Here is a 14,534-nt window from a genome sequence, read left to right as displayed (position 1 = left end):
GAACGGAATTAAAACAAGCTTAACCCCTCCCTGAATGTAGAACGAGGTTAGGCTTGTTTTGCATTTTACCACATCAAATTCAAATGACTTTCGTACAATAAAGTAGAATATATTAGAAAACACCTTAAACTGAGGAGGAACTCAATGGCGCGTTGTACGTATTGTAAAACGAAGTGGAAAGTAAAAGATGTATGGTCAATACTCGTGACATTTGAAAAAGATTGTCCGTATTGTTTTGGGAGGCAATATCTATCAAAGAAAACAGTGAACGCTATGCCAGAACTTATAAGCTTACCTTTACAATTCTTGTTCCCTTTTCTTGTTGATTTGAGTGATGAAGGTCCTTTGGATTGGTATCGGAAATAATATAACCTCTACATCCAAAGACTACTTTCTACTAAATTCGCTTCTCATCATTATCCCTTCATACATTACTCTCATAATCGCTTATACTTTCCCTTTTAAAGATCCCATAGCTCAACAGGAAGAGCGTCCCCTGAACAAATTTTATCAATTATGACTAAAAAAACAGTGATATATGTATACTGTTAAACATAAAAAATTAGCATTAGGTTCCAATTAAATATTAATTGAAACCCAACACTACTTGTATTCTGTAATTCAGAATACAAGTAGTGTTTTTTATTATGCATTTTTGCATACAGTATTGTTTTCTCTTGTAAATAGATAATAATGGTATATAATAAAACCAACGTTTTACCAATAAAAGGTAATAAAGAGTAGTGGGATAAGCAAATAACCAAAACGTATTAACAGATTTGTTCTATGTAAATCATGATACATATATGGAATCAAAACTATGAAATTTTATGTAGAGGTTAGATTACTACAAGATGAAAGATTCATAGCGAATACACTCGAGGAAAAAAGTGTTCGATTAGATTAATGTTATAAAACTACTTAATGTGATATCTATCGAACGAATTGAGAATATACTTAGGGGGAATTTCAAGTGAAGGCATTTAGTAAAGTATTATTAACAGGAGCTTTAGCTTTAGGGGGTTTAACGGTTATGAACATTGAAACACCAAAAGCACATGCTGACGAATGGGATGGTTGTCATTACATTTGTGGTCCTGGTGAAACGGTGAACGGTGTTACAGTTCAAGTACACGCTACAGAATATAGCTTTGGTCAAAACGTAATTGCAAGAATTACAAATAAACGAGCTGAAGATATTCATTACAATGTCAGCATCGAGAAAAAATATGGCGATAACTGGGGAGAATATGATACTTTCTTCCATTGGCAAAATCAATGGGTTCCAGCTGGAAGTAACGATGAAATTTCTACTTTCACAGGATATGGCGAAAACATTTCAGACAATGGAACATATCGCTATAAAGTTGAAGTTGTAAGTGCTGACGGTTCTGTAGATACAATTTACACAGCAGGAATGACAGTTACAGGACGATAGCTCATGAACGAGCTCTATTATTTATGCTTGTATTTTTGATAATATCATTGATAATTGCGGTGATATTATTATTATTGAAATAAGCTCTTCGGGGCTTATTTTTTATATACAAATTGGAATAATAATATTCAGAAAATTACATCTTTACACTATTAAATTTTGTTGCTATTATAGGAATACGTCAAACGTTACAATATTCAACAAATTATACAAATCCTCCGATTACACGAATGAAAACACATTGCTGGTCGTAATATTTATAGTTGGGATCCCGTAGCTCAGCAGGGAGAGCGCCACCTTGACAGGGTGGAGGTCGTGAGTTCGAGCCTCTCCGGGGTCATAAAATGATCGTAAACCGTGTCAGATTAACGTTTGATACGTTTTTTTTATTTTCCGTTGACTTAACCAGGGTGGCGGTCAGCTACAACGGGTCGTTATAGGTCTCTCGTCTCGTTTTCAAAAACGAAATAGAAGGCGTTTTTTTATGACAGCTATTAATGAAGGAACTGTTTCAAAACGTAAAGGGAAACGTGTAAAGAAAGAGTTACGAACATTTGCTACACAAACGATCGACGACTTGTTCGAGAGATTTTATCATGCCAAGTTAGCTGAAGGACGAGCTACACGTACTTTGCATCAGTCTAAAGAAAACTTTCGATACTTTACGTATTTCCTCGATTACAAAAGTCTTAGTAGAAATATAGATACCATTACGACTGATGTAATCCGCAACTACGTAGTATTTATGGAGAACGAGAAAATACAATTTGAAGACCATAATTATAAACCAAATAAGTCATAAAAATCGACGTTGTGCCATCTTCGTTATGACGAAATTAATTTTTCAATAGTAACTACCTCCGATTTTTATTAAACTCTTTTTCCTATGTATAAATCCGACTCCTGAATTGCTTCGTAACGTTAATTTCAAAAAAGCTTCAAAACTTCTCATTCGTATATCTTGGAAGAAGCGCCGGTAGAAAGATGGCCAGCTACTACTCCCGTCTCTCACACTATTAAATCCGATCCTAAGTCGACTTTGTAGCGGAGAAACTGAAAAAACGCAAAAAAGACGTGAACCGAGGTTTACGCCTATATTTCAATTATTCTGCTATTATTTATTCTTCATCTTCGTCATACATAAAATGCTTAGCTATCTACCACCTAGCCTACACTCTTAACTTTTGAAGAATTTAAGATACTTAACATCCTCATCTTCAAAACATCTTCCTTCCGATTTTTTGTTAGCAAAGCTGAAAAACTCTTTTGCTATTTCTAAATCACCCAATTCATACGCAACTTTTCCTGAAATAAATTCTTTTTCACCTGTATCAATACGCATAAATCCGGTTAAAAACATTTTATCTGACCATTTTTTTGCTGTCTTAAAATCCTTTACAATAAAACAAGTATCAATAATATCATTCACTAAATCATAACTTTCATTATAAATACCTTTCGGAGTAGGTAATACACTCCAAGCCTCTTCTAATAATGTAATAGACTCATTATGATTACCTCTATCAAATTCATCATTACTCTGATTAACTAGACTTTCGAATTTCTCTTTTAAAGGTGATTGTAATATAGCCATATTGCTCCTCCTTAAATAATGTCTTTAATCAAGTCAAAATATTTATCATCTTCTTCAAAAAATATCTTGTAACCTTCTAGCATGTATGCTTTTAATAAATACTCCTTAGCTTTTTCAAGTTCTCCACATTCGAACAAGCTCTCTCCAAGTCTCAATAAAATCAATGGATTCGAAATACCGTCTGGACAGTTTAAAGCATTATAAAAATTACTTTTTGCCATTTCATAGTCATCTTTAATAAGATAAGTGTCGCCTATTACTGTATATAACCAAGTACTCGCTTCCCAATCCGTCTTTGGTGCTGGCACCATATCTAAAGCCACTAAATATTTCTCCAGTGCTTGATCAAATTGTTCTACTTCAAATAGAATATCTCCCTCTTCACATAGTTGTACAATTTGATTGTATATTTTGTCATCTAGTTCTAGTTCCAATTCCCTTTACCCCCAATTATTTTTTAGTTGGTGGCAAATATCTCTCACCTAATTTAGCGCCTGCTGATCTATTTAAACTAAAATGATCCAATTCATAATTAACAGAATCTAGCATCCATTTTCTAACTTCCTTAGACTTTGCTCCATAATGCCTACCAATACTATTCCACCACGAGACAGCATCGGTTAGATGAGCCATATCTGATTTACTAAGATCATACCACACTCCATCACTTGCCTTAAATTGCATTTTACCGGCACGTGTTGTCCTAATTCTTGGTGGATTTTCATTTTTCATTTTTTCTATTACTTCACGGCCAGTTCTTGATTTCTTTCCAGGTGTCTTTCCTAAATATTGTTCTCTTAAACTTTTAACTTTTTTAGGTGACGATTTTTTTATAGTACTAGCAGATCCATTTGGAGAAGACTGGAATTTTTGAAGAGTATCCTTAGCATTTTGAATTGATTTATGTAAAACAAATCCACCATGTCCAGCCACACTAACACCAGCTACTGTAGCAACTCCATTTAACGGAAGAACAATTGGTGATGCCAATCCACCGGTTCCTACTTCCGCTACGAAGGTTAAGAAATTAGAGGCACCTATAAGTGAAATACCTTCAAAAATTTCTATAACAGATCCTACCATCGATAAAGCATTTCCAGTAAGCCTTCCAGCTTGATAAGTCATCTTGCTTTCTAATTTATCATTATCAGGCGTTTTAAGTCCAATAAAGTTTTCCGCTGCTGCACTGCCAGCACCTTGAAAAAATTCGATAACACCATTTAAATACTCCCAAGCACCAATAGCTGTTTTTTCATACCATGATCTATTATCTTCCTGAGCCTTTAAAGCCACTTGTTTTTCTATTAAATCCATTTCCTCGATTTGATCTTGAATAGCTTGTTCATACATAATTTCTTGAATAGGTGTTAGCCATTCCATATTTAATTCTCTCGTACTAAATGTGCCGCTGGCAGGATTAAATCCTTTTCCACTCTGTACTTCTGCAAGTCCTATAGCAATGCTAGCAGCTAATTGAATTGCTGTACTATAGTTATTACTAGATGTTTGATTAAATTCATGTAGATGATCTAGCTTTTTTTGAAGTTTTTTCCTCATGTCAGTAAAAAGATTCGCCATAGCTTCCATACCCGGTATTGGCATAGCTTGACTGATGGCTTCCATACTTGCTTTCATTCGGTCAATCTCTCGAATTTGTTCTAGCAACTCTTGTTCAATGACATCAGTTGAAGCTACTTGTGATTCGAAATCATTGGGAAAAGCATTATTCTGACGAATTAACTCTTCACATAAAAAAATAATTCCTTGTGCCAAAGGTCGAAAGGTTTGGACAAAGAATGTTCTTGCACTTTCGTAAGTTTGTCCTTGTAAAACAGTATCACCTGCAAATGCGTCAATCGACTGAATGGCTTGTTCCATCCCTTGAATGGTGGCCGTACATACAGCATTCATGCTTTGAGTCTGGTTCTGTACTTCTCCCAAATACATATTTAAACTCATGCATTGACCTCCCTTGCTAATTGTTGTTGCTGATAGGAAAGCTCATTTTCTAAGTCACTAAGATCTCGTTTTTCCTTAAGTAACACTTCTTTTTTGTTTTCAAATTCAAATGTAAGTTTCCGCTCAATGTGTTGTGCTTCTTGACAGATATTTGTAAAAAAATGAGATAATTCTCTATCTCCATGCCAAGTTTCTAAAATTCGGTTAAACAAACGACGATTTTGATTTTTCCATTCATAAAAGCCCTCTTCTGTTTGCTCTTGAGTTTGAATCGCAGATTGATTTCGGTCCTGTTCTTCAAATGCACTTCGTAACCTTTGATTTAATTGTTTGATTTAGTTTTCAATATCTTGACTCATCTTTTTCCTCCTACCGTTTTACCTTTACGAAGGTGGTCACATTAGCGAAAAGTATGTTGAAGTTCGTTATCCATTCTCTCAAACTCTTTAGCTACCGAATGAATATGATCGACTGCCTGTTGAAAGGAGGCACAAAATTGTTTCGTTAAATCTAAAGCTTGCTGATTCGCTTCTTGTGCTTTGGAATTAACAGTTAGCGTAGTACGATTCGACTTCGTTATAGAACGATTTATCGTACTTTGGATAATATCAGAAGCATTCCTCATTTGCGTTGCGATTTGTTCTGCCGTTTGAAAATTACTTTGAAATTGTCCCATCGCTTAAACCCTTTCCAATATTTTTATAGAAAATTATACCATATTGGATTATATCACTGTAGCAGCTATTCAAATTTTCAACATATAAATAGTTAGTGGCATCCCTTCAACAAATTTTAGCTTTCTTTTAAATTTAAAAATTAAATTGCTAAACAAATGTTGGAGAATATCAAAAAAGGTTTTATGAACGTTGGAATAAAAAGAAGTGAACAAAATCTCCAAACTACTTAATGATTAGTATCACACCTGTTGTCACAACGAGTACTCCACTCCCTTCACAGTGGACAATTGCTACATCATATCCATGTGTTTATAATTAACAATTAAGCATAGACTTCAAACTAATTGGTACTTATACATTCGACTTACAGTTAAATTAACATCTGAAAATGTACCAAAGAATCCGACGTAGAAATTAATCGTAAAAGAAACAATAGTGCGCCCTAACATCTTGCAGTTTGGCGGTTCTACACGCTATAATTAATAATAGAAAACGAGACGGATGTATAACTATTTAGCCGCGAATGTTAATATGACTGCATTCGTGACTAGCGTTGACTTGCGGTTTGACTTACGTTAGACTCACGACCCTTAGTGACACCTTGACAGGGTGGAGGTCGTGAGTTCGAGCCTCTCCGGGGTCATATAAAAAAGAGACACCATATCAACCTTCTACGTGATATAGTGTCTCTTTTTTATCTAATTCAATTACTTCCCACCAAACATCTTCTCCAAAGATTTCGCATTTGCAAACAATACTTCTTTCAAGTTATCGTCAGCAACGATTTTATAGTCGCCATCTTTGTCTTTCTTTAAGTTCAATGTAACTTCGCGAGTTGCCATTGCTGCATCTTTATCCGTTAAGTTTTTGATGATAGTTGAGGTCATTGTTTTTTCGATCGCTTTTTCAGATTGTTCTTTGTCTTCGCTAAATGCGCTAGCGAAGGCCATTGGCATAACTTCTCCCACTGCTTTTGTTACAGCAACGGATAGATCAGCAGATGTAATTTTCACTTTCACTTCTGCTTTGTCATCCTTTTTCGATACTTCTTCTAGCTTTTCAAATTTAAAGTTCTTTGTAATTGCACTTAGCATTGCTTTTGCCTCAGCATCATCTGTTTTTTCATTTAGTTTATTAAATTCCTTGTCACTCTCAACAAATGTACGAGCTTTTTCTATATCACCTTTTTGTATCGCTGTTAAAAATTCTTCTGTAGTATCTTTCGGATTTGCACACCCTGCTAAAACACCTGCTGTTAATCCTACTACCATCATTAATAGCAATAATTTCTTTATCTTTTGCACGCTCATTCTCCTCTTATCTTTTCTAGTAAGTCAGCATCATACAATATTATGAAACTGACATTACAAACATTTTTTAGTATAGCATTTATATGATTCGTTTTCTATTAATTCCCAAAAGATAAAGGGCCTTGCAGCATTCCTACAAGGCCCTCTTCTATCAATCTGTATCCGTAGCACAAATGAACCACATTTTCTGTTCCCTACTATCTAACACCATCCAAGTAGCATCCCATGCAACATCGTAAAACCAATCTGTCCAAGGGCAATAGCTTTCGAACACTTTAATATCTTCATAGCGATCTTGGAACATATATTGACATACATTCACTGCTAATTGTTTTGCGATAACTGGTCGTTCCTTAAATCCTTCATATGCTCCGCCCGACAAAATTTGAGCGGCAATGCTACCATCAAGCATGACTGCCCATCGCTCTTTAAAATGCAACTTATATTTTTCTGACGTATGTATTTTTAACTCTTCTAAGCTATTGATTATATCTAAAGAGTTAAAGATTCTTCTAAAGAAGTGCTCGTGTCCATCTTTCCAATATGGTATTTCTTTGAAAAAATTTTCGTTATGTACTTTAAAACAGCTTATAACCGCTCCGCCATTTACGTTTTGTTCCTTAAATGTATGTATGAGTTTCTCAATAGATGAGTCATTCGTTTCTATTTTTTCAAACGTTCCTGCTTTCCATCTCATAACGCCCACTACTCTCTATTAAAAATTTGTTTCTTCATTATAAATAGCAAAATAAAAACCAGCAACTTTAAGGTTGCTGGCTTATCTCTTATTCATATTCGAAAAAACAATAACAACTGCTCCAATTATATAATGCCCTGCTACCATCCACATAGTCCGATCAAAGATTATAAGCGATAACCAAAGCGATATATTAATAGCAGCAAATAATACATATAAAATGAAGTCCCTCTTTTGTAGTGCTTCTCTATTCATCAAAATATAAATTGCACCGATTGGCGGAAGGATGAAGCAAAGGAAAAAGACAAATATTTTTCTTAACGACCACGGATACGAAGTTACTGTCTGCATATGAATCCCCTTTTCATCACAATACCTGCTTCGACATCGGCCTCACTACCCTATATTCATCACTATAAGCTTCCTTTATGATTAAAGGCGGGTAATCACTTTTTTCTTCCTCAATCATTGTAAATACTTCTGTTTTCTCTTGTAATGTATTAGATTCTCTATTTTTAGTAGGTTTTCTACTTGTTTTAATTTTCTTTGTTACTTCGCCAAGTTTTTGCCCAACTTCTTCTACTTTGGCTGGTTCATTCGTAACATAGTATTCTTGTTTGTCCCATACTAATATAGGTGGCACTTGTTCTCTTTTGTTACATATTATATAAGTAGTACTAGCTACAAGTAGTAGACAAGTTAATAAATAGAAGATAGTTTTTTTATTCATATACTACACTCCTTATCTATCATTTCATTGGATTATATAATATAATCCATTTATAGTAAATGGATTTAGTGGTAATTTTTAGGTTAAACAATAAAGAAAAACCTTACCGAAGTAAGGTTCCGTTTTTACACTCTATAGTGACTGACTTATTAAAACGATCATTACAATAATCGCTATAAGCATAACAACTAAACAGGCGATTAATTTATAAAATCCTCGTTTCGTTAACGTCCCGCCTTGAACGTCTTTACGAATAAATAAGAATACAGCTAAAAATAATACAAGCCCAATGCCAAAAGCATACATCATTTGCATATGTTAATCTTCCTTTCTCTCTTCCATCTTAATATCTTTTTGCCAAAACAACAAATGAGATAAAGACAGTACTCATCGTAAGTGCCATAAGTATATTCAATAATTCAGTAGCAGATAGTGTAAGTATTTTTAAGTTTAAGCCGATAGAGAAAAGAAGATAATATGCTGTTAACGCAAAAAAGGTTACAAACATTCCTTTATAACGAATAAGTTTCATTCGCTCATCTTTTTCTTTAAATTGTGGGTGCAAGTAACTAAGGCAGAAACACATAATCATCATTGCAAGTAACGTATAAGTAGGACTTGGCGGTGCAGAATGCGTCATTATACCTGTTAATATCATAAATCCACTCATAAATAGAAAAATAATCCCCATAATTACAAAGTACTTTTGTGAATAGTTCATTCTTATTCCCCCTCTTCTTTTCCTTCATAAATAAATACATGTTCTATTGTTGTCTGAAATGTTTTCGCTATTTCAAATGCTAGCGGAAGTGATGGATCGTATTTCCCTTTTTCAATTGAGATAATGGTTTGTCTGGAAACTCCAAGTTTCTCAGCCAACTTTTCTTGAGATAGTCCAAATTTTTTTCGGTATTCGACCATTTTATTTTCCAAGGAAATTTCTCCCTCCTTCCATATACCGAGTATATATGTAAAGGAAACTTTACGTCAAGTTCCCTTTACATATATTTTGATTATTATTCACGCTATTTATATAGAAGAAACTTTTTTCAATTTCAGCACGTCTATTTTGAAGCGAAACACGGAACACTGTAAATAACTGTTACTATATCTCCTCACTTCTTTTTTTAAAATTTAATATCTCCATATTTGTTTTATCCTTTTAAAACATTTCATTTATTTCTTTATTTCACGAAATACGTTATTTGTTTTACGGTGTTTTTCGTCATATTTATAGAAACTAACTGTTTATGAAGCATTTTTTATGTTTAGCAACTTTTTTTGTAGAAATCCTTCACTTTCCTTTCAATATTTAACACTATCTAAATAAAGTTTACGATAAATTCATAATTTTTTATTTTTTATACTATATTCCGTTATATTGTTGTATAATATCTATGAAAGCGCTTATTATTTCAATATACATAATTCAAACTGATTTTATCGAAACATTCTAACTATTATACCTATATTTAAATGCAACAATTATAGCTATTAGTATAGGCATACCAAATATATCCACCCCATTTTTCTGTAAAATTACTTTATAACATGAAAGATTAACTTGGGTGATAAGTTATTGTGAATGTTTTTTTACAAAACAGATAAGTAATAGTGTTTGGTATTATGTAAATTATTGTAATAACATAAGAGTAAAGAAAACATTTACATTGATTATTGATTCATTACTTATTGAAAAAGAGCAAAATGCACCTTTGTATGGAAAAGGATTATATGCATTGGGAGGTTTAAACAAATGACGAGGAAGAATACAACGACAAACCCTTGGGCCAAGTTCCACGGTCCGAACCTTGGTTATGTTATTGAACAGTATGATCTTTACGTAACTGGAGCAGGTTCTGTTGATCCGGAATTACAAGAGCTTTTTGAAATTTTTGGAGCTCCTTCGTTTCAAGATGATGTCGTAACAGGGGACAACACAGCAACACATTTTTCTCCTCAAAACACAGGTAACATTGAAAAAATTCTTAAAGTCGTTCAACTAGTTGAGCAGATTCGTTCTTTCGGGCACACGTTGGCTCACATCAACCCGATGGAAGATGCTGCAAATGGACAATCTCTTCTTGAGAAAGCAATGAGCGAACTGAGCGATGCTGACTTGAAAGCGATTCCAGCGAAAACAGTATGGCCAGATGCACCAGAAGGTATTCACACTGCACTTGATGTAATTCATAGATTAAAAGACGTTTATACAAAATCTTTAGCTTATGAATTTTCTCATATACAAGATAGTGAAGAACGCGCGTGGTTGCATCAAATGGTGGAATCAAATTCATTGCGTCAACCACTATCAAATAAAAAACGAACTGCTCTTTTAAAACGTTTAACAGCTGTTGAAGGTTTCGAGCAATTCTTGCATAAAACATTCGTTGGGCAAAAACGTTTCTCTATCGAGGGCGTTGATATGCTTGTACCTGTTTTAGATGAAATTGTTCTAGAAGGTGCTAAAAACGGCGTTGAGGATGTCATGATTGGTATGGCTCACCGCGGTCGCCTAAGCGTACTTGCTCACGTATTAGAAAAACCATATAGCCACATGTTTGCTGAGTTCAAACATGCAAAAATAGAAGGCGCAGTGGCTAATTCTGGCTGGACTGGCGATGTGAAATACCACCTAGGTAGAGAACAAGTCGTTAGTAACGAAGAAGTTAGCACTCGCGTGACATTAGCAAATAACCCGAGTCATCTTGAGTTCGTGAATCCTGTAGTAGAAGGTTTCGCACGTGCTGCTCAAGAGAATCGTAAAAAATCTGGTCTTCCAGATCAAGATACTTCAAAATCATTCGTAATTTTAGTTCATGGTGATGCTGCATTCCCTGGTCAAGGTATTGTATCTGAGACACTCAACTTAAGCAGATTGAACGCGTATCAAACAGGCGGAACGATTCATGTTATCGCAAACAATGCAGTTGGTTTTACGACTGATAGCTATGATTCTCGTTCTACGAAATATTCTAGTGACCTTGCAAAAGGTTTCGATATTCCGATTGTTCACGTGAACGCTGATGATCCGGAAGCTTGTCTTGCAGCTGCTAACCTTGCGATTCAATATCGCATGTTGTTCAAAAAAGATTTCTTAATCGATTTAATTGGTTACCGCCGCTACGGTCATAACGAAATGGATGATCCAGCAGTTACGCAACCACAAGTGTACAAAAAAATTAAAAACCATCCAACTGTAAGGGCAATTTATGCAGATCAATTACAAGCTGCTGGTGTTCTAAATGCAGATGAGGTTGAAACAATTACACAGTTTACACAAGAGCAATTAAAATCCGACTATGCACAAGTACCACCAGCTGATACGAGCGACGCAACAATTCACGTTAAAGTACCAGATGTTGTTGCAAAAGGTATTCAACCAATTGATACTGGTGTTGAGATTGACTCACTTCGTGCAATTAATGAAGGTCTACTATCTTGGCCAGAAGGATTTAACGTATATCCGAAAGTGAAGAAAATTCTTGAGCGCCGTAAAGATGCTCTTGAAGAGAACGGTAAAATTGAATGGGCACTTGCTGAATCGTTAGCATTCGCTTCTATTTTACAAGAAGGTACGCCAATTCGTTTAACTGGTCAAGATTCACAGCGTGGTACATTCGCACACCGTCATATCGTATTACACGATACTGATACAAATGAAACATATTCACCGTTACATCGCTTACCAAACATTAATGCATCGTTCTCTGTTCATAACAGTCCGTTATCAGAGGCTGCTGTTGTTGGTTACGAATATGGTTATAACGTATTCGCTCCAGAAACTCTTGTTATGTGGGAAGCGCAATATGGTGACTTCTCAAATACTGCGCAAGCATTATTTGATCAATATGTTTCAGCTGGAAGAGCAAAATGGGGTCAAAAATCTGGCTTAGTTCTTCTATTACCACACGGTTATGAAGGTCAAGGACCAGAGCACTCTAGTGCACGTCCAGAGCGTTTCTTACAGTTAGCTGCTGAGAATAACTGGACAGTTGCAAACTTAACGAGCGCGGCTCAATACTTCCATATCCTGCGTCGTCAAGCATCTATCTTAGGAACAGAAGCTGTTCGACCATTAGTATTGATGACGCCGAAGAGTTTATTACGTCACCCACTTACGCTTTCAACTGCTAGTCAGTTAAGCGAAGGACGTTTCCAACCTGCTTTAGAACAAGAAAACCTTGGCATGAAACCAAATAAAGTAAAACGTCTTGTTTTAAGCACAGGTAAAATGGCGATTGACTTAGCAGCAGAAATCGAGTCGGGTAAACATGAGTACAACTTAGACGAAGTTCATGTCGTTCGTATTGAGCAATTGTACCCATTCCCTGCTGAGAAAGTTCAATCTATTATTAAACGCTTTAAAAACTTAGAAGAAATCATTTGGGTTCAAGAAGAACCTCGTAATATGGGCGCATGGCATTACATGGCTCCAATTCTGTTCGAACTTGCTGGAGATAAAGTGAAAACAGGCTACATTGGACGTCCTGATCGCTCTAGTCCATCTGGCGGCGATCCATTCGCTCACAAAGCTGAGCAAGAGCTAATTGTTGCACATGCTTTAGATGTGAAGTATAACTTCCGTCAAGATAAACAAGAAATTGAAGTTTACAGCAACTAAAAAGTAACAATGAAGGTTTCTAGCTTGTTCCTTGGGCAGAATATCTGCCCAAGGCCAGGCTAACAAATGGAGATTACCGAAGACAAAAGAAGAAAAAACACACCGTTAGGCAAATAAGGGGAGGACATTTAAAATGATCGAAATTAAAGTACCTGAGCTTGCAGAATCTATTACTGAAGGAACTATTTCACAATGGCTTATCAACGTAGGCGACAAAGTTGAGAAAGGTGGCAGCGTTGTTGAGCTTGAAACTGATAAAGTCAATGTAGAAATCATTGCAGAAGATTCAGGTATTGTATCGAAGTTACTAGGCGAACCTGGGGATACAGTTGAAGTTGGCGCAACTATCGCAATTTTAGATGCTAATGGAGCACCAGTTGCAGTAAGTACACCTGCACCGGCTGCTGAGCAACCAAAACAAGAAACAGCTGAAGCACCGAAAGCTGCAGCACCAAGTGCTGAGCAAACTGCAACACTACAAGGGTTACCAAATACAAACCGTCCTATCGCATCACCAGCTGCTAGAAAGATGGCTCGTGAATTAGGAATCGACTTAAACGACGTACGTAGTACAGATCCACTTGGACGCGTGAGACCACATGATGTACAAGCTCATGCTGCAGCACCAAAAGAAGCACCAGCTGCTCCAAAGAGTCCAGCTCCTGCTCCAGTTGCAAAAACGGAATTCGAAAAACCAGTTGAGCGCGTGAAAATGTCCCGCCGCCGTCAAACAATTGCAAAACGTCTTGTAGAAGTTCAACAAACATCTGCAATGTTAACAACATTTAACGAAGTTGATATGAGTGCGATCATGGAATTACGTAAAGAACGCAAAGATGCTTTCGAGAAAAAACATGATGTACGTCTTGGCTTCATGTCATTCTTCACAAAAGCAGTTGTTGCAGCATTAAAACAATTCCCATTATTAAATGCTGAAATTCAAGGTGACGAGCTTATCATTAAAAAATTCTATGATATCGGTATTGCAGTAGCAGCTCCAGATGGATTAGTTGTTCCAGTTGTACGCGATGCTAACCAATTAAACTTCGCTGAAATCGAAAGCGAAATTCGTGAATTAGGTAAAAAAGCACGCGATAACAAACTTTCATTAAAAGAACTACAAGGTGGTACATTTACAATTACAAACGGTGGTGTATTCGGTTCTCTAATGTCAACACCGATCCTAAATAGCCCTCAAGTTGGTATTTTAGGAATGCATAAAATCCAAGTACGCCCAGTTGCAATTGATAACGAGCGTATGGAAAACCGCCCAATGATGTACATTGCTTTATCTTACGATCACCGTATTGTTGATGGTAAAGAAGCAGTTAGCTTCCTTGTTGCTGTTAAAGATATGCTTGAAGATCCAAAGTCATTATTATTAGAAGGTTGATAGATTAAAAATCTATTAAAGGCTGTAGAATGAATCATTCTACAGCCTTTTTTTATTGTGTTCATACGGGACAAATTTCATGACATAAAGTAATAATGTATGCCTAAACGTA

The 14,534-nt window shown here is 35.7% G+C and carries 17 protein-coding genes and 1 tRNA gene; 6 read left to right on the top strand and 12 right to left on the bottom strand.

The window, feature by feature from the left end; translation table 11 throughout:
• Positions 1–144: 144 nt before the first annotated feature.
• From MR136_RS19975 to MR136_RS19960, 4 genes are all read left to right on the top strand, one after another.
• Entirely contained in the window at positions 145–366 is a 222-nt protein-coding gene (locus MR136_RS19975) for a hypothetical protein (RefSeq protein WP_017672841.1), read from the top strand.
• A gap of 607 nt (positions 367–973) precedes the next feature.
• Positions 974–1,438 carry a hypothetical protein gene (locus MR136_RS19970; RefSeq protein ID WP_017672840.1) on the top strand — a complete coding sequence of 155 codons (465 nt, stop codon included), beginning with the start codon at positions 974–976 and terminating at the stop codon, positions 1,436–1,438.
• A gap of 267 nt (positions 1,439–1,705) precedes the next feature.
• Positions 1,706–1,778: transfer RNA gene (locus tag MR136_RS19965), tRNA-Val, on the top strand.
• A gap of 144 nt (positions 1,779–1,922) precedes the next feature.
• A complete protein-coding gene (locus MR136_RS19960) occupies positions 1,923–2,240 on the top strand; it encodes a hypothetical protein (protein ID WP_017672821.1) in 318 nt (105 codons plus the stop codon).
• A gap of 375 nt (positions 2,241–2,615) precedes the next feature.
• Here MR136_RS19960 and MR136_RS19955 read toward each other — a convergent pair whose 3' ends face one another.
• The 12 genes from MR136_RS19955 to MR136_RS19900 form a co-directional block, all read right to left on the bottom strand.
• Positions 2,616–3,032 carry a hypothetical protein gene (locus MR136_RS19955; RefSeq protein ID WP_017672820.1) on the bottom strand — a complete coding sequence of 139 codons (417 nt, stop codon included), beginning with the start codon at positions 3,030–3,032 and terminating at the stop codon, positions 2,616–2,618.
• Between the two features lie 11 nt (positions 3,033–3,043).
• Positions 3,044–3,466 (bottom strand): tetratricopeptide repeat protein, encoded by a 423-nt coding sequence (locus tag MR136_RS19950; RefSeq protein ID WP_017672819.1) that lies wholly within the window; start codon positions 3,464–3,466, stop codon positions 3,044–3,046.
• Positions 3,467–3,482: 16 nt separating this feature from the next.
• A complete protein-coding gene (locus MR136_RS19945) occupies positions 3,483–4,991 on the bottom strand; it encodes a T7SS effector LXG polymorphic toxin (RefSeq protein WP_061456928.1) in 1,509 nt (502 codons plus the stop codon).
• The gene (locus MR136_RS19940; protein WP_235598829.1) at positions 4,988–5,326 is read right to left on the bottom strand and encodes a DUF3958 family protein; all 339 of its coding nucleotides are present in this window, start codon (positions 5,324–5,326) and stop codon (positions 4,988–4,990) included. Before MR136_RS19940 ends, MR136_RS19945 begins: the two co-directional genes overlap by 4 nt.
• A gap of 65 nt (positions 5,327–5,391) precedes the next feature.
• A complete protein-coding gene (locus tag MR136_RS19935) occupies positions 5,392–5,667 on the bottom strand; it encodes a TIGR04197 family type VII secretion effector (protein WP_017672814.1) in 276 nt (91 codons plus the stop codon).
• Between the two features lie 708 nt (positions 5,668–6,375).
• Entirely contained in the window at positions 6,376–6,972 is a 597-nt protein-coding gene (locus tag MR136_RS19930; protein WP_001169480.1) for a hypothetical protein, read from the bottom strand.
• Between the two features lie 157 nt (positions 6,973–7,129).
• On the bottom strand, positions 7,130–7,675 hold the full coding sequence (locus MR136_RS19925) for a hypothetical protein (protein WP_016082411.1): 546 nt from the start codon (positions 7,673–7,675) through the stop codon (positions 7,130–7,132).
• An 81-nt stretch (positions 7,676–7,756) separates the two neighbouring features.
• Positions 7,757–8,026 (bottom strand): hypothetical protein, encoded by a 270-nt coding sequence (locus tag MR136_RS19920; RefSeq protein ID WP_017672813.1) that lies wholly within the window; start codon positions 8,024–8,026, stop codon positions 7,757–7,759.
• A gap of 16 nt (positions 8,027–8,042) precedes the next feature.
• Positions 8,043–8,405: a hypothetical protein gene (locus tag MR136_RS19915; protein ID WP_061456927.1), complete on the bottom strand. Its 363-nt coding sequence runs from the start codon at positions 8,403–8,405 to the stop codon at positions 8,043–8,045.
• Positions 8,406–8,537: 132 nt separating this feature from the next.
• Positions 8,538–8,720, bottom strand: a complete 183-nt coding sequence (locus tag MR136_RS19910) for a DUF3976 domain-containing protein (protein WP_001178291.1) — start codon at positions 8,718–8,720, stop codon at positions 8,538–8,540.
• Between the two features lie 28 nt (positions 8,721–8,748).
• A complete protein-coding gene (locus MR136_RS19905) occupies positions 8,749–9,126 on the bottom strand; it encodes a hypothetical protein (protein WP_001109911.1) in 378 nt (125 codons plus the stop codon).
• A gap of 2 nt (positions 9,127–9,128) precedes the next feature.
• The gene (locus MR136_RS19900) at positions 9,129–9,338 is read right to left on the bottom strand and encodes a helix-turn-helix transcriptional regulator (RefSeq protein ID WP_000428506.1); all 210 of its coding nucleotides are present in this window, start codon (positions 9,336–9,338) and stop codon (positions 9,129–9,131) included.
• Positions 9,339–10,161: 823 nt separating this feature from the next.
• Between MR136_RS19900 and odhA the strand changes: the two genes are divergently transcribed.
• Together odhA and odhB are read left to right on the top strand one after the other, a co-directional pair.
• Positions 10,162–13,029 (top strand): 2-oxoglutarate dehydrogenase E1 component, encoded by a 2,868-nt coding sequence (gene odhA, locus MR136_RS19895; RefSeq protein ID WP_000197157.1) that lies wholly within the window; start codon positions 10,162–10,164, stop codon positions 13,027–13,029.
• Between the two features lie 133 nt (positions 13,030–13,162).
• A complete protein-coding gene (odhB, locus tag MR136_RS19890) occupies positions 13,163–14,422 on the top strand; it encodes a 2-oxoglutarate dehydrogenase complex dihydrolipoyllysine-residue succinyltransferase (protein WP_000569896.1) in 1,260 nt (419 codons plus the stop codon).
• Positions 14,423–14,534 lie beyond the last annotated feature (112 nt).

The sequence above is a fragment of the Bacillus cereus group sp. BfR-BA-01311 genome, assembly GCF_022664295.1.
In the GTDB taxonomy this organism is placed as follows: domain Bacteria; phylum Bacillota; class Bacilli; order Bacillales; family Bacillaceae_G; genus Bacillus_A; species Bacillus_A cereus.
The sequence above is the reverse complement of the archived record's forward strand: the minus strand, read 5'-3'. Positions and strand labels throughout refer to the sequence as shown.